Origin of the sequence: Anaerobacillus sp. CMMVII (assembly GCF_025377685.1) — a bacterium.
In the GTDB taxonomy this organism is placed as follows: domain Bacteria; phylum Bacillota; class Bacilli; order Bacillales; family Anaerobacillaceae; genus Anaerobacillus.
In genome coordinates, this window is the sequence record NZ_JACEHK010000015.1 from 555,354 (window position 1) to 574,325 (window position 18,972).

General features: G+C 35.9%; 16 protein-coding genes, 5 tRNA genes and 2 pseudogenes. 17 read left to right on the forward strand and 6 right to left on the reverse strand.

Features of this window, described 5'->3' with window-relative positions:
- The first annotated feature begins 271 nt into the window (after positions 1-271).
- Positions 272-928 carry an NfeD family protein gene (locus H1D32_RS19950; protein WP_261179965.1) on the forward strand — a complete coding sequence of 219 codons (657 nt, stop codon included), beginning with the start codon at positions 272-274 and terminating at the stop codon, positions 926-928.
- A gap of 256 nt (positions 929-1,184) precedes the next feature.
- Here the strand turns inward: H1D32_RS19950 and H1D32_RS19955 are convergent, their stop codons facing one another.
- Together H1D32_RS19955 and H1D32_RS19960 are read right to left on the reverse strand one after the other, a co-directional pair.
- Entirely contained in the window at positions 1,185-1,754 is a 570-nt protein-coding gene (locus H1D32_RS19955; protein WP_314733468.1) for a DUF1189 domain-containing protein, read from the reverse strand.
- Positions 1,649-1,990, reverse strand: coding sequence for a DUF1189 domain-containing protein (locus H1D32_RS19960; protein ID WP_261179966.1), 342 nt, complete (start codon positions 1,988-1,990; stop codon positions 1,649-1,651). The genes H1D32_RS19955 and H1D32_RS19960 overlap by 106 nt, the downstream gene beginning before the upstream one ends.
- A 275-nt stretch (positions 1,991-2,265) precedes the next feature.
- Here H1D32_RS19960 and H1D32_RS19965 point away from each other — a divergent pair.
- The 7 genes and pseudogenes from H1D32_RS19965 (at position 2,266) to H1D32_RS19995 (ending at position 5,147) form a co-directional block, all read left to right on the forward strand.
- Positions 2,266-3,892, forward strand: a pseudogene (locus tag H1D32_RS19965) (Na/Pi cotransporter family protein).
- 204 nt (positions 3,893-4,096) lie between these two features.
- Positions 4,097-4,171 (forward strand) — tRNA-Asn (locus H1D32_RS19970).
- A gap of 5 nt (positions 4,172-4,176) precedes the next feature.
- Positions 4,177-4,253: transfer RNA gene (locus H1D32_RS19975), tRNA-Met, on the forward strand.
- Positions 4,254-4,274: 21 nt separating this feature from the next.
- A tRNA-His gene (locus tag H1D32_RS19980) sits at positions 4,275-4,347 on the forward strand.
- 24 nt (positions 4,348-4,371) lie between these two features.
- Positions 4,372-4,448 (forward strand) — tRNA-Ile (locus H1D32_RS19985).
- 9 nt (positions 4,449-4,457) lie between these two features.
- Positions 4,458-4,550, forward strand: a tRNA-Ser gene (locus H1D32_RS19990).
- Positions 4,551-4,823: 273 nt separating this feature from the next.
- Entirely contained in the window at positions 4,824-5,147 is a 324-nt protein-coding gene (locus H1D32_RS19995; RefSeq protein WP_261179967.1) for an iron-sulfur cluster biosynthesis family protein, read from the forward strand.
- Here the strand turns inward: H1D32_RS19995 and H1D32_RS20000 are convergent.
- Positions 5,125-5,952, reverse strand: a complete 828-nt coding sequence (locus H1D32_RS20000; RefSeq protein WP_261179968.1) for an undecaprenyl-diphosphate phosphatase — start codon at positions 5,950-5,952, stop codon at positions 5,125-5,127. The two genes, H1D32_RS19995 and H1D32_RS20000, sit on opposite strands and share 23 nt — an antisense overlap.
- Positions 5,953-6,450: 498 nt before the next feature.
- Here H1D32_RS20000 and H1D32_RS20005 point away from each other — a divergent pair, with 498 nt between their 5' ends.
- The 3 genes and pseudogenes from H1D32_RS20005 to H1D32_RS20015 all read left to right on the forward strand — a co-directional run bounded on the left by H1D32_RS20005 (position 6,451) and on the right by H1D32_RS20015 (position 10,764).
- The gene (locus tag H1D32_RS20005; protein ID WP_261179969.1) at positions 6,451-7,062 is read left to right on the forward strand and encodes a superoxide dismutase; all 612 of its coding nucleotides are present in this window, start codon (positions 6,451-6,453) and stop codon (positions 7,060-7,062) included.
- 252 nt (positions 7,063-7,314) lie between these two features.
- Positions 7,315-8,543: pseudogene (locus tag H1D32_RS20010) on the forward strand (MFS transporter).
- 169 nt (positions 8,544-8,712) lie between these two features.
- Entirely contained in the window at positions 8,713-10,764 is a 2,052-nt protein-coding gene (locus tag H1D32_RS20015; protein ID WP_261179970.1) for a peptidoglycan D,D-transpeptidase FtsI family protein, read from the forward strand.
- Positions 10,765-10,941: 177 nt separating this feature from the next.
- On the opposite strand, the gene H1D32_RS20020 is transcribed toward H1D32_RS20015, so the two are convergent.
- The 3 genes from H1D32_RS20020 to H1D32_RS20030 form a co-directional block, all read right to left on the reverse strand.
- A complete protein-coding gene (locus tag H1D32_RS20020; RefSeq protein WP_261179971.1) occupies positions 10,942-11,124 on the reverse strand; it encodes a hypothetical protein in 183 nt (60 codons plus the stop codon).
- 217 nt (positions 11,125-11,341) lie between these two features.
- Entirely contained in the window at positions 11,342-11,827 is a 486-nt protein-coding gene (locus H1D32_RS20025) for an endolytic transglycosylase MltG (RefSeq protein ID WP_261179972.1), read from the reverse strand.
- Between the two features lie 34 nt (positions 11,828-11,861).
- Positions 11,862-12,197, reverse strand: coding sequence for a hypothetical protein (locus H1D32_RS20030; RefSeq protein ID WP_261179973.1), 336 nt, complete (start codon positions 12,195-12,197; stop codon positions 11,862-11,864).
- Positions 12,198-12,572: 375 nt separating this feature from the next.
- Between H1D32_RS20030 and H1D32_RS20035 the strand changes: the two genes are divergently transcribed.
- From H1D32_RS20035 to H1D32_RS20060, 6 genes are all read left to right on the forward strand, one after another.
- Positions 12,573-13,217 (forward strand): DUF4912 domain-containing protein, encoded by a 645-nt coding sequence (locus H1D32_RS20035; RefSeq protein WP_261179974.1) that lies wholly within the window; start codon positions 12,573-12,575, stop codon positions 13,215-13,217.
- A gap of 20 nt (positions 13,218-13,237) precedes the next feature.
- Positions 13,238-16,018 carry a 1,4-alpha-glucan branching protein domain-containing protein gene (locus H1D32_RS20040; RefSeq protein ID WP_261179975.1) on the forward strand — a complete coding sequence of 927 codons (2,781 nt, stop codon included), beginning with the start codon at positions 13,238-13,240 and terminating at the stop codon, positions 16,016-16,018.
- Between the two features lie 59 nt (positions 16,019-16,077).
- On the forward strand, positions 16,078-17,289 hold the full coding sequence (locus tag H1D32_RS20045) for a nucleotidyltransferase family protein (protein WP_261179976.1): 1,212 nt from the start codon (positions 16,078-16,080) through the stop codon (positions 17,287-17,289).
- Positions 17,286-17,894: a hypothetical protein gene (locus H1D32_RS20050; protein ID WP_261179977.1), complete on the forward strand. Its 609-nt coding sequence runs from the start codon at positions 17,286-17,288 to the stop codon at positions 17,892-17,894. Before H1D32_RS20045 ends, H1D32_RS20050 begins: the two co-directional genes overlap by 4 nt.
- A gap of 188 nt (positions 17,895-18,082) precedes the next feature.
- The gene (rpmG, locus tag H1D32_RS20055; protein ID WP_071312021.1) at positions 18,083-18,232 is read left to right on the forward strand and encodes a 50S ribosomal protein L33; all 150 of its coding nucleotides are present in this window, start codon (positions 18,083-18,085) and stop codon (positions 18,230-18,232) included.
- A 181-nt stretch (positions 18,233-18,413) separates the two neighbouring features.
- Positions 18,414-18,959 (forward strand): 5-formyltetrahydrofolate cyclo-ligase, encoded by a 546-nt coding sequence (locus H1D32_RS20060; RefSeq protein ID WP_261179978.1) that lies wholly within the window; start codon positions 18,414-18,416, stop codon positions 18,957-18,959.
- The last annotated feature ends 13 nt before the right edge of the window (positions 18,960-18,972 follow it).

Below are 18,972 nucleotides of genomic sequence, written 5' to 3' on the forward strand. Positions count from 1 at the left end.
AGGCATCATGTTGTTTTAATATAAATAAACTGGTAAGAATATGTAACGTCTAGACAGAGAGTTTCTTTGTTTCTATTTGTTTGAATGGGAACGTCACTTGCTTTGGTTGACTTACTGTTTGTTTCTTTTTCTCATGATTTTTTTTCATTACTATCACCTCATAATTATTATGCCAAATTTGTAAATAATCATTGATAATTTTTTGAAACGAAAGTAGATCTATTTTCGTAACTATATAGTACAGAAAAAATGTAGAGAGGAGCGGATTGGATTGGAAATATTAAATATAGCTAGTGTTGGCTTCTTAGTTGTCTTTTTAGGTACATTATTTTTATTTGGAGAGCTATTAGTGAAAGTAAAAGGTCTATTTGCTATTTTGGGAATTGCAATTATGGCCACTTATTTTTCGTATCATATTACAGTTGGCTCTGGAATGGGGTTATGGGTAGCGGTACTTTATCTGTGTGGAATAAGTTTAATTGTCATCGATGGTAAATTTATTACGGATGGTACTGTAGCTCTGCTTGGGATTTTCTTAATGATCTTGGGTATAGCCCTCCCTGCACCTTCCATTTTATATGGGTTTTTAGTAGCGATGGCACTAATCATTGGAGCTCTTGCTTCAGCACTTTTTATGAAGGTGTTTCCAGCTAGAAATATTTGGTCAAAAATGACCTTAAAAGACCGTTTAACCGGAGAATTAGGGTATAATTCGCTTAATGCATCCTATCGAGAGTTAGTTGGTAAGCAGGCTTTGACAACAACTCCATTTCGACCGATTGGAACAATTGAAATAGAGGGTAAATATTATAGTGCAACCAGTGATAGTCAATGGTTAGATGCAGGAACAAATGTTGAAGTTATTTCAGTAGATGGGACTCGAATAGTAGTTCGAAAAATCATAGATGTTACAGAAAAAAACGAGTAGAGCTAAAAGCCTCTACTCGTTTTTGTTATAAGATAAGAATGTATAAAATTTCAACGTAATAACTGTCTAGCTCCAAGACACATCTATGAAGTTACTTCATTGCAGGTTTTGCGACGAGTAAACGTAGTGACGCAGGAGCCCCGCCCAGCCCCTCGAGGCAAAGCTGAATGAAGTAACTCTGGAAGTAAAACATGTTGTGCACGAGGTCAGTAGCTTTTGTCGGGGCTCCCAGGGCGCTTGCGCTTTTCTTGTCTTATTAGTATCGATCAAGGTCGTCTGCTGTTTCTTCCTTTTTCACTTGAGATTGAGGTATTTCTTTAAAGATAAGGTAAAGCATAATTACAGCAACTACCCAATAAAGTGTGAATGCAAAAGGAATCGTGATGTTTAGACCATCGATGATTGCAAAGAATACAGTTGGTAATGTAACTGCATAAGCAGATAAAACCCAAACTTGCTTGTAGGATAGCGTAATCCCAGTATTACGTTTTATGATTAACCCAAATAAAGTGAGAACAAAAATACCGATATACTTCAACGTTGTAAGAACGATAAATAATAGGAATACAATAATAGCGATTATCAAAGGTAACAGTTCAATGATCGTGTCAGTAAACTCTTCAATTTCTTGTTTCGTCATATTGATGTTTCCTAAATCTCGATAACGAAATGATTCTGCAACTCCATCTGAGATAAATACCGCTTCTGTTTCCAATAAAGCTAAAGCGGCATCATAATTATTTTCAAGATCGGCCGCGGATAAAGTTCCAGTCGAATCAAAGATAAATATTCCGTCATCTTGCTGTAGGTAAACAGGCTCATCAATATCAGATAGTAGGATACTGTTTTAATTTCAAAATCTGGCACTTCATTTGTAAGATCATTTTGGAATTGGTTTGCTGCTGTAGAAATCATTGTAGCTAGCTGATATCCAGATATTGAAGTTGTAATCAGCATTAAGACGAATACATATAAAATTGTTTTTCCGATTCCTTGAAAACGAAACTTAGCCACGGTTGGTGGTGAATAAATACTTTTAACTAATTGCTGGAAAATGTTCATTCTCCGTCTCCTTTATAACTATAAATTTTTTATTCGATCCAATAAAAATTTGTTACTTGTATATTTTACAGAAACTTTAAGACCCTAACAAGTAGTAGTAACTAACAATTAGAAACCAATAAAGAAATAAATGAAAACTTTGGAAATAAGCAAGACGAAATTATAATCTTTACAAAATCTTTACAAAGCATTAATAATTCATCAACATTTAAGAAGTATGCTTGTAGAGGATTGTCGAATTAAAGAGGTTAATTATTTTTGAAGGGGCGAGTATTTTGGATATTCAACAAATTCTTTTTCTGTTTTTTGGAGGTCTAGGAATATTTCTATTCGGTATTAAATTCATGGGTGATGGTCTCCAAAAAGTAGCTGGTAACAGACTTAGAGATATCTTGGATAAATTCACATCAAACCCGGTAATGGGGGTTATCGCAGGGTTAGTAGTAACAGTAGCGTTACAAACTAGTACAGGGACAACCGTTTTAACGATCGGTCTTGTAAATGCAGGTTTTATGACCTTAAAACAAGCAATTGGGGTTATTATGGGGGCAAACATTGGAACAACTGTTACTGCCTTTATCATTGGTTTTAAAATTCAGGCATACGCACTCCCAATTATCGCTATAGGTACTTTCTTATCTTCTTTATTAAGAATAAAAAAGCACAAAATTATGGACAAGTTATTTTCGGGTTTGGTGCTCTATTTTATGGGTTAGGTTTAATGGGAGATGGCATGAAACCGCTCCGTACTCTCCAAGCGTTTACAGATTTAACGGTGAGTATGAGTGAAAACCCAATTCTCGGTGTAGTCATTGGAACAGTATTTACTGTTGTTGTTCAAAGTTCATCAGCATCGATTGGTTTATTGCAGACATTATATGAACAGGGGACTATGGATTTATGGGCAGCACTTCCAGTATTATTTGGTGATAATATTGGGACAACTATTACAGCAGTTTTGGCTTCTATTGGAGCGTCTATTGCTGCAAGAAGAGCCGCTTTAACACATGTTATCTTTAATCTAATAGGTACATTTATTATCTTGCTATTATTAGTGCCGTACACACACTTTATTGCTTATATTGGGGAGTTACTTGAACTTAATCCAGCAATGCAAATTGCCTTTGCCCACGGGATCTTTAACTTTGCCAACGTACTGATACAGCTACCTTTCGTTGCGGTATTAGCCTTGGTCGTAACGAAGATTATACCTGGAAAGGATTCGGCAATTGAATACAAAGCACAGCATTTAGATCCTCTGTTTATTCAGCAGTCCCCAGTCATTGCATTAGGACAAGCGAAAAAAGAAGTCTTAAGAATGTCTGAGTTTGCAGAGCAGGGGTTAATTGAGGCAAGTCATTATGCGAAAACGAATCAGAAGAAGCATGCAGAATTGACGGTGCAATTTGAGGATGCAATTAACAACTTAGACCATAAAATTACCGATTATTTAATTTTAATTTCTGCTAAGTCTTTATCTGCTAAAGATTCAGAACTACATTCGATGCTTTTGGATACAGTACGTGATATAGAACGTGTTGGGGACCATATGGAAAACATCGTTGAATTAATTGACTATAAAATAACCAACAAAGTAACGATTTCAGATCAAGCTATACAAGATCTAGATGAAATGTTTGATTTGACCATTTCAACGTTAAAGCAAGCAATTAAGGCTTTAGAGCTTAATGATATAATTGAAGCACGTTCAGTTATGTTAAAAGAAGAAAAGATTGATAAAATGGAACGAAAGCTTCGTAAAAACCATATTCTGCGTGTGAATGAAGGAAGTTGTACTGGTGCAGCTGGAATCGTTTTGTAGATATTGTTAGTAATTTAGAACGTATTGGTGATCATGCAGTTAATATCGCTGAAGCCGTTATTGGTGAAGAAAATCTTTAAGTAAATAATGTGTGCCTGCCATCTTAAGCAATGGATGCGCAGGCACATTCATGTTAAAAAGTTCTTGCTAATGAAAAAGGAATATGGTATATTTTTCTTGTCATTCGAATTTATTCTAAAAACTTAATGAAGAAATAATTAAAATTAAGTTGTTGACAATAGAATTTAATTCATGGTAATATAAATCTTGTCCTTAATTTTTATTCCACAGTAGCTCAGTGGTAGAGCAATCGGCTGTTAACCGATCGGTCGTAGGTTCGAGTCCTACCTGTGGAGCCATATATGGCGGCGTGGCTCAGCTGGCTAGAGCGTACGGTTCATACCCGTGAGGTCGGGGGTTCGACTCCCTCCGCCGCTACCAATTTATTCACTTTCTCATATGGCGGTTGTGGCGAAGTGGTTAACGCACCGGATTGTGGCTCCGGCATTCGTGGGTTCAATTCCCATCAATCGCCCTTGAAATGATTTAATATTAAATTGGACCCTTAGCTCAGTTGGTTAGAGCTACCGGCTCATAACCGGTTGGTCGTAGGTTCGAGTCCTACAGGGTCCACCAATTAATTACGGAGGAATACCCAAGTTCGGCTGAAGGGATCGGTCTTGAAAACCGACAGGCGGGTTAAACCGCGCGGGGGTTCGAATCCCTCTTCCTCCTCCATAGTACATAATCCAACGATCTGTATGTTCATTTTATATGAGCCTATAGATCGTTTTTTCTATTTGTTGAACTTCCGAAGACTGAACTATTTTCAGGGTAGAATCAAAATGAAAAAGTTGATAAAGGAGTACACTATAAACAAATATGACTTAAACGGTATGATCTATAGTAAAATGTTTCAATAGTTCCCAAGCACATGAAAAGACCACATAAAGTGCTAAACTTCATGTGGTTAGTAGGAATTATATATATTAGCTGAAATGAGGAAATGAGATGGAAATAAATTTTACAAGCGATGCAAGTAAATACATTTCTGAGTTACTAAAACCGGATGAAATTTTGGTTCTTTTTTATGATACTGAGGGTTGTGGTTGTGCTATGAATGGTGTTCCTGTTCTTAATATTGAAGCAGGTACTATGCAAAATGAACTGGTGAGTATTAAGACTAATGAGTTTCGACTTTTTATGTTTAAGAAGCATACCATCTTTTTTGATGAACAAATGCGAATACATTTTGAGAATAACCGTTTAAAGCTTTCTAGTAATAATCAAATTTTTTCTTCAAGCCTCTTGCTTAGACGAAGGGAAGATCTCTAAGAAAAATCCAAACGAGTGTCCCTAAACCAATGCAATAAATAGCAAAATACGAAAGTCGGGTGCGGTTTACCATTGAAATTAACCACTTAATACCAACAATAGCAAAAAGGAAACTAGCAATAAACGCAATCGTTGTTTCTACAAAATAAAGGTTGAAAAAATCCGGGGACATGTCTGGAACTTCAACGATAGTTATACCTAAAATCAGCGGGATGGAAAGTAGAAAAGAATACCGTACCGCTGTCTTCTTTTCTAATCCGCACCATAATGCTGTCACTAATGTGCTTCCAGCCCTTGAAATCCCTGGTAAAATTGCTAGTGCTTGGCCGAAGCCAATTAAGAAACCGTCTCTCCAATTCATCTCGCGAGCGGTACGCTTACCTGGTTTAATTCCATGTTCGATTAAGATGAGAAATAGTCCAGTGACAATCAATGATGCTCCGATTGTTGCTGTGTTCGTGATGTTTTCTCCAATAAGGCCTTCAAACAATTTCCCTATAATTGCTGTTATTCCTGTGGAAAATACTAATAATAGACTAAAGCGGAATTGAGCTACCTTTTCTTTATTCTTGAATAAAAGATAGGCAAAGAACCCATGAATAATGTCTAATAACTCTTTTCGAAAATAAATAGTTACTGCCAGTAGAGATGCAAAGTGAAGTAATATTTCAAATTCTAAGTGGTTTCCATCTACCTTTATTCCAAGCAGCTTCTGTACGAGCAGAAGGTGAGCGGAGCTGGATATTGGTAAAAATTCAGAAAGGCCTTGAACAATTCCTAAAATAAGTGCTTCGAACCAATTCATCTTTCTATTCCTCCTTTAGCATGAAAAGCCTGTCTATACATGTATAAATAAAATTTTCAAAAAAATGCGTAAAACATCTTCTATAAAGTTTTTTTGTATCGTATTATTTTTGTTGGCTACATTTGTAGACTTTGTTGCTCTTAGGTGTTCCCTCGTTTTGACTTCAAGCATGACAATTGGGGTTTTGCTTTGGCTGCTACCTAAAGAACTAATAATACTATCATAAAAGCTTTTTCTGATAGATTGTTCCTTTTAAAATTGCTAGTAGTGATACGAAGATTAGTTATGAGACGTAATTTTATGGGTATCATAGCAAGGTAAAAGTGAATTTAATCATTAATTACTTATTCTGGGATCATCTCAAGTCTAATCGTTTGAAAGGAGAGGGGAAATCTGCTAATGTAGGTAATGACAGTGAAGAACTGTTGAAAAAAGGAAATTGCTAAAACATAAGTTTTAGGAAAAATAATTTTTAAGCATTTTAAGGAGGATATTTTAATGGCAAACTTTACATTACCTGAATTACCTTACGCTTTTGATGCACTTGTACCACACGTTGATGAAGAAACAATGAAAATTCACCATGGTAGACATCACAATACTTATGTAACAAATTTAAATAATGCTCTAGAAGGTCATGCAGATTTGGCTGAGAAGAGCCTAGAAGATTTATTAAACAACCTAGATGCACTACCAGAAAGCATTCGTACTGCTGTTCGTAACAATGGTGGTGGCCATGCAAACCATTCACTATTTTGGGAAGTAATGTCACCAAATGGTGGCGGCACTCCAACTGGTGAATTAGCTGATGCGATTAATTCTGCATTTGGTAGCTTAGATGCTTTCAAAGAAGAATTTGCAAAAGCGGCTACAACACGCTTTGGTTCTGGTTGGGCTTGGTTAATCGTTGACAATGGTCAACTGGCTGTTACGAGCACACCAAACCAAGACACGCCAATTATGGAAGGCAAAACACCAATCTTAGGACTTGATGTTTGGGAGCATGCTTATTATTTAAATTATCAAAACAAGCGTCCTGATTACATTGCAGCATTCTGGAATGTTGTAAATTGGGATGAAGTATCAAAGCGTTTTAACGCTGCTAAATAATTGTTAAATAAGGGAGACTGCTCAAATTTGAGTAAGTCTCTTTTTTTGCAAATTTAATATTTCATCATTTAGTTCTATAGGTTCAAAGAAAAACTTCCAAATAATTAGCAGTTTTATTACCAATTAATTAGTATAACGACTCTTATTTAAGACAAACTAGCATTGAGATGTTAAAGGGGAGTCGCAAATGAAAAATTTCTTTAAAAAGTTCTTGGCGAGGTAGAAGTAAACCGTGATTTAACCCTCCTTTTAATCATTGGTGGTTTATATGCACTTAGTATTGCCTTGTCTAATACGTTTGTAAATGTTTACTTATGGAAGCAATCAGGAGAATTTACTCATATTGCTCTTTACAATTTAGCATCAGTTGTCATGCAGCCGCTTACGTTTATCTTAGCCGGTAGATGGGCCAAAAAAATTGATCGGGTTATTGTTTTACGGTTAGGAGTATCCTTCCTATCCGTTTCTTTTTCACGGTTTTATTTTTAGGAGAAAAAGCCAATAGTTATTTACTGCTTTTAGGGGCTTTAATAGGGATTGGTTTTGGTTTTTACTGGCTTGCGTTTAATGTATTAACATTTGAAATTACCGAACCGGAAACCCGTGATTTTTTTAATGGTTTTCTTGGATTGCTGACATCTTTTGCGGGAATGATCGGGCCGATTTTAGCTGGTTTTCTCATTACGAGTATGGAAAAGTTTACTGGTTATCGAGTAATTTTCGGTATTTCCTTGGCCCTTTTTGTAGCAGCTGTGATCCTAAGCTTTTTCTTAAATAGGCGTCCAGCCACAGGTACCTTTGATTTTAAGCGTATTATTCAAGAAAGAAAGCATAGTCCTAATTGGAAAAATATTTTGTTTGCTCACTTTTTTCAGGGACTACGCGAGGGTACGTTTGTTTTTGTGATTGTTGTATGGGTTTATATTGCAACGAATAGTGAATTGGCAATTGGAACTTATGGTTTAGTAGCTTCAGCGGTTTCTTTTGTCACATATTATTTAGTTGGGCGTTTTATAAAGCCGCATTTTCGTAAAAAAGCAATTTTAATTGGTGGGATTGGTTTATATTTAGCCATTTTCTTGATTGCCTTTGAACCAACTTTCACAAGATTAATTATGTATGGGATCGTTATATCTATTTCTTATCCCATCCTTCTTGTTCCATATATTTCATTAACTTACGATATTATAGGTAGAGGCTGGAAGGCAGCTGAAATGCGGGTTGAGTATATCGTTGTTAGGGAGATCTTTTTAAATAGTGGACGAATAACCTCGATACTACTATTTCTTTTAACTGTAACAATGTTTGATGAAGAAAAGGGGATCCCGATGCTCTTATTACTTCTTGGAGCAGGACATCTAATCATTTACTTCTTTGTGAGAAAAATAAACATTGACAACCCATCAAAAGGCGGAGAAGAATACAGCCTAGTCAGAAATAAAAAACAAGGTGATGGACAAAATGACGGATCACCGGTTTAATGTAAAATGTAGAATGTAGATTTTTTTGAAAAGGCTTACTGAGCTAATTAAATAATATTCTACATTTTACATCCTTTATATAGGCACCTTCGAGGGTGTCTATTTTTGTTTTTTTTAGTATAATAGGAGGGGTATGTTGATTACAATCTAGAAAGAGGTGAACTGGTTCATGGGTAAAAATAAGAAGAAAACGCATATGCCGGTTCGGTTAAATATCTTGTTTTTTGTTGTATTTTTATTATTTTCTGCACTTATATTACGTTTAGGCGTTGTCCAAATTGTACAGGGAGAAGATTACCAACGGAAAATTGAACGAACTGTAAGTGTGAGTTCTAAAACCGATGCACCAAGAGGAATCATGTATGACCGCTTTGGTAATGTTGTTGTTGATAATGAGCTAGTATTATCGGTAACCTACACAAGCAGAAATACATCAAATGAGGAGAAGCTTCGTGTCGCGAAAAGACTTAACGATTTTATTGAAGTGGATCTTTCAAGTATTACCGAGAGAGATAAGAAAGATTACTGGCTTATAACGAGGACAGAGGAAGCAAAAGAATTAGTATCAAGAGAAGAAATGATTGAATTAGAAAATGATCCTATGAAAATTTACCGCCTCCAATTAGATCGAATAACAGATGAGCATCTAAAAGAGATTACTGAAGATGAATTGGAAGTTTTAGCGATTAAACGTGAATTTGATCGAGGCTATGCTCATTCGCCACAGCGAGTAAAAGTTGGGGTTACCTATAAAGAAGCAGCCCAGGTATTAGAAAATTTAAATGAGTTACCTGGAGTAGATATTCTTAGGGATTCAAAAAGAAAATACAATTACGGAAATTCGTTTTCTGCCTTTGTGGGGAACACGGGACAAATACCAAGAGAGCAAATAGATCGTTATTTAGCATTGGGCTATGATCGTAGTGATCATGTAGGAACAAGTAGACTTGAAGAACAATATGAAGATGTGTTAAGAGGAAAAAAAGCTGTTGTGGAACAGACTTTAGATGGTTCTAGAAAAATGATCGGAGCACCTCGAGTAAAGGAGGGGCAACGTGGAAAAGATTTAGTTTTGTCTGTAGATATGGAGCTACAGCTTGCTGTTGAACAAATTATCGCTGATGAGGTAGAGAGAGTCCTTGCAAATCGTGGTTTTATTAATAATGGAGCAGCCTACGTTGTGATGATGGATCCACATACAGGTGAAATTTTATCAATGGCGGGTTACGATACTTCTAAATCTGGGAATAATCATGATTTAGGCGTAGTTCACGATGCATTTGTCATGGGGTCTGCAGTGAAAGGTGCTACAGTGCTCGCTGGTTTTGAGGCTGGTTATGCCAATCCAGGAACAGTTTTTTTTGATCGTCCAATTATGATTGGGCAAACGCGAAAAAGTTCATTTGGTGGTAGATCATTAGGTCGTATTAATGATCTTACAGCTCTCGAAAGATCTTCTAACGTTTATATGTTTGAAATAGCAATGGCCTTTGGTAATTATCACTATGCATCAAAGCGTGGTGGTGGTTTAAATGATCGAACGATAGGTTTTAACCAAATGCGTTACTACTTTAATCAGTTTGGGCTAGGAGTTAAGACAGGAATTGATCTTCCAAATGAGGCTACCGGCTATAACGGTGGCGTTCAACAGCTCGGAAATTTACTTGACTATAGTATTGGTCAGTTTGATACGTATACACCATTGCAAATGGCTCAGTATGTATCAACGATTGCTAATGGCGGTTATCGTGTTCAACCTCGATTTGTAAGAGAAATACGTGAACCTAGTACGGTAGAAAACGAATTAGGTAATATCGTCAAACAATTTTCTCCTACTGTATTAAATCGGGTTGATATGAAGGATGAACAAATTGCACGAGTCCAAGAAGGCTTCCGTTTGGTTGTTCATGGAAATCAAGGAACAGCTCGAGTTCTGGCAAATAAGCCTTATAAGGTAGCTGGGAAAACAGGTACAGCGCAGGTATTGAACAATAAGGCTAATAATCATACATTTGTTGGTTATGCGCCTTATGATAATCCAGAGGTTGCTTTTGCTGTAATCGTGCCTTATCTAAAAATTGCTGATAACTTTGGTCGTCCAGCAAACAATATAACGGCACAAATTCTAGATAAGTACTTTGATTTGAAAGAAAATAGAAATGGTCCGAATGGAGACAGTTTACAAGAAAACGAAGATACAGAAGAGGAAACTGAAGAGTAACCAAAAATGAGGTGACGGTGTCACCTCATTTTTTTTAATAAATATACTAATTTTTTTGGGGAAAGATGTCTACGTACATGAATTTCCTAAACTTCACGCAGAGCGTGAAGAGCCAAGCGAATGCTTGGCTACGGACAAAATGCTTTTTATACAAACCTTATTCCCTATTTGCTAAGTTCATCTCCTATCTTCATTATATCCTGCAGTGAAAATCGCTGCTAAAAATGCTACAACTACTAGCAAAATTAACGGTGTTTTTGGATAATCAACCGCATGTGTGAATTTCATGATCACGAGATAATGGAGAGGAATAATTAGAAATGCAAACAAGGTAACAACTATAATTGCAACTAGTTTCATCGTAAACTCCTTTAGACGATTATTAAAAAATAAGAAAGTATATGCGTTTATAGTACTAGATGTCTAGCTTCAGGCGCCATCGGCTCGAGGTCAAATAACCTGCCAGATATAAAAGTGAAAAGCGCACTTTTAATCTGACAGAACATTTGCTTGTCGCCGATAGGCGGGCGCCTTGCGCTTTTCTTATTATCGTTAGTGTTTACTATTTTGTCTAGTTTTAAGTAAGTTTTTCAATTATTTCTTCTAGCGTCATTTCTGATGTTAAAAAGTATTCACCAGCTTTTATTTTACCTTCAAGCTTATTTTTTATTAAGTAGTTATCAAATAATTTCCGATCACTAATCAGCCCTTTTTCCTCTAATAACTGTCCTACACTACCACTACTTGTTCCTGGTTCAATCGTAAAGGTAATTTCCTTAATGACTTCCTTTTCAATGACTTTTTCTGGAGGAGGAGTAGTTTCAGGGGTTTCGGTTAAGACAGCCTGATTATTTTGTAATTGTTCTAGTTCTAATTGATCAATTACAGCTAATCCGTGAACTTGTAAATATTCTTCTAGGTCTTGTTCCGTAAAAACAACCTTTTCGTTGCTTGTAACCTCTGTAATTACATGGAAATCATCTGTAAAATAATATTTATAGGTGAACAGTAAAGTTGTCAGTAAAATACCGGTAGCAATTCCTTGGAGCATCTTTTTTGTCATCTTCTTCTCCTTTCACTGGATCGAATTCAAAGGGTTATCCTAAGATTTCATTAAGTTTTTCAATACTTAGTCCAGTCATTTGTTCAATCTCTTCTAAAGAATGACCATCTTCATATAAAGCTAAGATTTTATCTCGATCATATGTTATGAAACTATCTTGGTTATTGGTAAAATAACGTTCATCCTGTCCAATCAAAATCTCTTCTTCTAGCACTTTAATCTTCTTTTTGAGTTGGTAGATTTCTTGCATCAGTGTGATCGAAAAGTTCTCAATTTGTTTTTCTACCTCTTTATTTCTGTCCTTTTTCACAAAAGAAATAGTAAACAAAATGATCGATGTAAAAAGTAAAATTGTTATTGTAAATCCCATCTGTAATACCTCCCTTGTCCAATACTATTCATTTATATCATAAATGCTAAAAATACAGAAGGGTCGAAAGGGAATTGGATTTATTATGCAAATCTCCTTTGCCTAGAAAAATGTCGGACCTTGTACCTAAAAAAAGAATTGGCCAAGTAGAATCATAGCAACTTTTGTCATACTTGTTGCAGATTGGATTAGATTTTCTTTCAATCCTAGAAAAGAGGAAGTCAAAATAAAAAATTCTATTAAATACATAGTATGATGTATAGGACAGACATATTTCTACAAAATAGACTGCTTGTTGCCGGTTTCTAACAATTGTAAGATGTAATTATACTTCGAAGAAATGCGGTCGCGGATTATATTGAGGTGAAAAAGTGCTTGATTAGTGAAATTCTTAAATATCAAAATATTGGATTGTCGATCAGAGAAATTGCCTCTGAATTAAACTTGTCCATAAGTACAGTCCAATATCAAATCAATAAACATCAACAACAGCTAGAAGATTATTGTGCTTATTCCTATCAAAAGGAGAGAACAGATAGCCAAGCTAACAAAGAAGATTTGCCTTTTTCCGGTTGGACACAAAGTAATCAATGTGGATTAATGGTACAATCACCCCACTCTCTATTTTGTTATTGGGAGTTTTCTAATGGAAAAAAACGAAGCGTTCAACTACATTTAAATCAGGAATGGTCTACTTTAGAAAAAAAAATTAGGTTGTTTGATATAACCTCAATGACTTTTAATGGACACAATGCCCACCAATTTCAGGAGTACACGCTACCAGAAGAATGTCGACAATGGTTTTTTTATCACGTAAATCCCAATCGTACATATTGTGTAGATATTGGGGTGATTGTAAAAAACGGTGGCTTCTTTTCAATCCTTAGATCTAATTCGATTGGTACACCTCGTGCACCCCAAAACGATATTGTAGAGGGTGAGTTGAATTGGGTAGAAGCTAGAAGTGACAAACCTAAATGGATAGAGGGATTTAGTAGTTATTCTTATTATGAAAAATAAACGTAAGGGTGGAGAAACTAATGGTAAATGGTTATTTTTCTATTGTACTACATGCACATCTACCCTTTGTTAGACATCGGGAGAATGAAAGACTTGAAGAGCGTTGGTTATTCGAAGCCATGTGTGAAACGTACATTCCGCTTCTTTGGAACTTAGAAGAACAACATGAGCAAAAAGCTTTTACAATATCCTTTTCTACACCTTTAATGGAAATGTTAGCTGATCCTCTTATGCAAAGAAGATTTCTACATAGTCTTGAAAAGACACAGTCTCTATTAAAAAAAGAAGAAAATACAGTTAAAAAAGTCGAAGAACGATTATTAGTTGAGTTTTATACAAGACGTTTTGAGAAAATTAGGGAAACCTTTCTAAAATATGAACAAAATCTTTTAAAAGGTTTTCGCAACTATTGCGAGGAAGGAAAGATTACCTGCATTTGCAGTTCTGCTACTCATGCTTTTTTACCATATCTACAAACATCAGAAGGCCTAAGAGCGCAAATAGTTCATGGAATCCGCACATTTGCAAAATATTTCGGGTTCAAACCAAAAGGTTTTTGGCTTCCTGAGTGTGCCTTTAATCTAGGTCTCGATCGTATCTTGTTTGAAGAAGGAATTCGCTATACGTTTGTTGATGAACATGCTTTAAAATATGCAGAGCCAGTACCTTCCAAGGGGGCCTCTGTACCAATTTATTCACCTAATGGGATTATGTTGTTTCCCCGGAACACGAGACTCTCAAATCAGGTTTGGAGTTCGTATGATGGATATCCAGGTGATGTCAATTACCGTGAGTTTTATCGAGACATTGCCCATGAACGTGACTGGGATTATATCCAGCCCTTTATGCATTCTGAAGGAATTCGATTTGACTCAATGCTAAAATTTCATCGGGTCACTGGTAGGACTGAAGACAAACACTATTATCTTAGAGAAAATGCTTTAGCAAAGGTTAAAGAGCATAGTGATCATTTTATAAAAGAAGTAAAAGAAGAGCTTCAGCTCAATGAATCACCCATAAAACCACCATATCTTATTGTAACCCCATTTGATGCTGAACTCTTTGGTCACTGGTGGTTTGAAGGACCAGATTGGTTAAAACATTTGCTGACTGATGGTGGTAAAGAAGTAGAGTTTATTACTCCAGAAGTATTTCTAGAGCGCCATTACCTGGACATTGAGACAGCTGAAGTTACGTTTAGTACCTGGGGAAGAGATGGATATGGTGAGGTTTGGTTAAATGAAAAAAATTGTTGGATCTACCCCAAATTACACTGTATGGAAAATGACTTAGTTCAGTTAGTAACTGAATTTAAGGGGAAATCAGCTGAAACAGACCGTGGTTTAAAGCAGTTGGTACGGGAGTGGATGCTAGCAGTGAGTAGTGATTGGCCTTTTATTCTAGATAGTGAAAGTGCAACACAATATGCAATTAATCGTCTACTTGAGCATATGAACCGTTATGAACAATTAAGGAGTTCTCTGGTGAATATGCAATTAAATCACAACCTTTTATCTGAATATGAAGCTGAATATCCATTTCTAGCTGAAATTATTTTAGATATATTCGTTAAAAGTCAAGGGAACAACGCTTTTAAGCAGAAAATAGCAAAACAGCTAAATCTACGAAAAAAAACGATCCTAATGCTAGCTTGGGAATATCCGCCGATGATTGTTGGGGGCTTATCAAGACATGTGTTTGACCTTACTAAGGCATTAGCGAATGAAGATTGTGAGGTCCATGTAATAACGACAGCAGTTACTGGTTCTCCAGATTATGAAATGATAAATGATGTTCATATTCATCGTGTTACTAGTTTACAGCCAGAGGCAAATGACTTTTATGATTGGGTAGGTAGTTTTAATTTAGCCATTTGTGACTATGTCCTTGATCTTTCAAAAAAAGTCCAATTTGACCTTATTCATGCTCATGACTGGTTGGTATCTGTGGCTACAATATCATTGAAAGAACAATTGAAAATCCCTGTCGTTGCAACTATTCATGCTACTGAGCATGGAAGAAACAATGGAATTTATACAGAACTGCAACAAAATATCTCACAAAAAGAATGGCAATTAACCTATGAGGCGAGTATGGTAATTGTCTGTAGTCATTACATGAAAGATGAGGTTATCAACATCTTTCAGTTGCCATTGGATAAAATAGCAATCATTCCAAATGGGGTAGATCGCGAAATGGTGATAGGAAATGCTTCCTCAAGCTGGAAGCTAACATATGGTTCAGAAAATGATATTTATATTTTTTCAGTTGGGAGAATAGTAAAGGAAAAAGGGTTTCAGACGATTATTGATGCAGCACCAATGATAATTTCAAGACATTCAAATGTAAAATTTATAATCGCTGGAAAAGGACCACTGTTAGAAGACTATCGATCTCAGGTTATCGAGAAAAAGTTAGAGAAGCATGTCTATTTTATTGGATTTGTGGAGGATCATCAACGAAATGAAATTTTTCAGGGGTGTGACATTTGTCTATTTCCTAGTTACTACGAACCTTTTGGTATCGTAGCTCTAGAAGGAATGATAGTCGGAAAGCCGACGATTGTTTCTGATACAGGAGGATTAGGAGAAATTATTACACATGAAAAAACAGGAGTAACAATCTATCCACAAGACGTACAAAGTTTAACGAACCAAGTAATTAATTTAATTGAAAATCAAGAGCTAGCAAAAGAATTGCTCGAAATGGTAAAAAGCTCGCCGAGAGCAAATATAGTTGGAGTTCCATTTCCAAAGAAACAATCGCTATTTATGAAGAGTGTTTATCCGTTATGGAAGTAAAAAGTCTTTCCTGATATTAGTTTGATTTTACAGAGTATATCGCTTGGGGGGTTAATAGAGTGAAAGCTGTTATCATGGCTGGTGGAAAAGGTACTCGCCTTCGTCCTTTAACTTGTAACATTCCAAAACCAATGGTTCCACTTATTCATAAGCCGGTAATGGAATATTTAATTGAATTATTAAAAAAACATGGAATTACTGAAATCGCAGTAACCGTTCAATATTTATCTGAGGTTATCAAAGATTACTTCGGTGATGGTAGTCAATTTGGCGTAAAGTTATATTATTTTGATGAAGATATTCCCCTGGGTACAGCTGGGAGTATAAAAAATGCGGAAAAGTTTCTAGATGAACGTTTTATTGTTGTTAGCGGCGATGGGTTAACAGACTTTGATTTAGTTAAAGGAATTCAGTTTCATGAGGAAAAAGAAGCGCTAGCGACGGTTTTCATGAAGCAAGTTGATACTCCTATCGACTATGGGGTAATAGCGACGAATGAAAATGGTGAAATTATCCGCTTCAAAGAAAAACCAAGCTGGAATGAGGCCTTTAGTGATACAGTTAATACAGGAATATATGTCCTAGAACCAGAGATCCTATCTTATTTAAGAGTAGGTGTACCGACTGATTTTAGCAGAGATCTATTTCCATTGTTAATGAAGGAAAAAAAACGCTTATTCGCGTTTCATGCTGAAGGGTATTGGTCAGATGTGGGAAACCTCAGGTCCTATCGAAACACTCAATTTGATATGTTACAGAAAAAAGTAAATGTTAACCTTTTGGGTACTGAAGTTCAAGAAGGCATGTGGTTTGGAGACAATGTAATAATTGAAGAGGGAGTTCTATTAAAGGCTCCCCTATCAATAGGTGAGGGAACAGTAATATGCTCGGGAGTTGCACTTGGTGAAAATTGTGTTGTTGGGAATCATTCGGTATTGTCAACGGACTGCTCTTTAACACAATCTATTTTATGGAATGATATATTTGTCGGAGCTAAGAGTGAATTACGTGGCACGACAATTTGCCAAGGAACAAAGCTGGAAAAAGAAACCTCACTTTATGAAGCTTCGGTTGTCGGTGAAAAATGTACAATTGCAGTAGGAGTAACCATCAAACCAGACGTGATGGTTTGGCCAAATAAAGGGATTGCAGAAGCGACTATCGTTCATACCTCATTATTTGAGCAGCGAAGTAAGCCTAAAAAGTACGCGAAAAAAAGTCGCACCAATCGGAAAACGAAAGCACTAGAAACGGTGGGTGAAAAAAAATGAATTTTGGTCAATATAATAGCTATAGTACTCTTAAGTATGGAATATGGATTGATGGTGAATTTTCCTGGTTAGATGATGCTTCATGGTCAACGGAAACTAGTAATTTTTTCAATGAAACCATGCAGCTATCCGTTCTTATAGAGCCCTGTACGTATGAAGGGACAATGGTCCATGTAATTTCAATTCGCAACTACCTGAGTAAGAATAGAGAAATCAAGCTTTTCTTTAATCAAAGTCCAAATGAATCCTCCGAAGAAGGAGTAACATTTTATGCCCCTGCGGTTTCAGCTTTAGTTCGTTCTTTTGGTGAAGATTATTTCTTAATGAACGGACAAATGGGGAATCGTGGAATTGTTCAATATTGTGCGAACTTTAAGCAGCCAAGTTCAATAGCTGAAGGGCACGTATTATCGCAGCCGTTCTCTTCTGGGGGAACAATGAGTAGTGTTATAAGTTTAGAGGGAGAAATTAAAGCAAATGAAGAAAGTGTTGCCTATTTGTGGATGTGTCATGGGACTGAAGAACAGGTATTAACGAATAATTCATTAACGCAATTAAACATTTCCTTTATCAAGAATAATAAAACGCAGGTGTGTTCAAAGTAAATGGAGCTTCAAGATATCTCTTTGGGATTTGCCTATCATATCAAGAAGGTAAATCAGTTCCATTAAATGGATGTTAATATTCTAAAGGAAAACAGTCATAACTCAAAAAGAAGTACTTGATTGTTAGAAAGTATTTTGCTATTATTTAAAAGTATGATTGAAGTAAAGCATGTTTGGAGGGAAAATGAATGCGCGTAAATATTACATTAGCTTGTACAGAAACAGGTGATCGTAACTACATCACTACTAAAAATAAACGTAATAATCCAGATCGTCTTGAGTTAAAAAAATATAGCCCAAGATTAAAAAAGATGACTTTGCACCGCGAAACAAAGTAAGCAGACTTTTTCTGCTTACTTTTTTTTATTCTTATCCGGATAACACAAGTTATTTTTTTACATACAGAAGGTTTAACTTATGAAACGAATAAAGTATAATAAACATCAAGGTGCTCTTAAAATAGAGCTTCATAGCATCCTTTTACATATATTTTAAAAATAGCTTTTAAAAGGTGATCATATGGAAAAAGTCTATTTACGTAATAAAATGAAACAAAGACTAGCTGAGATGAACGAAGCGGACTACTGGCAACAATCTAAAAAAATTAGAGAGAAGCTTTTTAACAGCACTGAATGGTCTGAGGCTAAAACAATTGGGATTACTATATCTACAGGACGTGAAGTAGATACATTAGCTATCATTGAAGAGGCATGGCAGACAAATAAGCGGGTTGTTGTCCCGAAATGTTATCCCCAAAAAAGAGAGTTGAAATTTTATCAAATTAATTCTTTTACAGAAGTTGAGGACAGTTTCTATTCGTTAAAAGAACCAATCATCTCAATTACTAAGCTTGTTCAAAAAGAAGACATAGACTTGGTCGTTGTTCCGGGGATTATTTATGACCAAAGAGGTTATCGGATCGGTTACGGTGGAGGTTACTATGACCGCTTCCTAAGTGATTATCCCAATAAGACAATTTCTCTAGCGTTTGAGATGCAGATTGTTGAAGAAGTTCCAGCCGAGGAACATGATATCGCTGTTGAGAAATTAATTAGTAATACATAAAGAACTTGGAGGA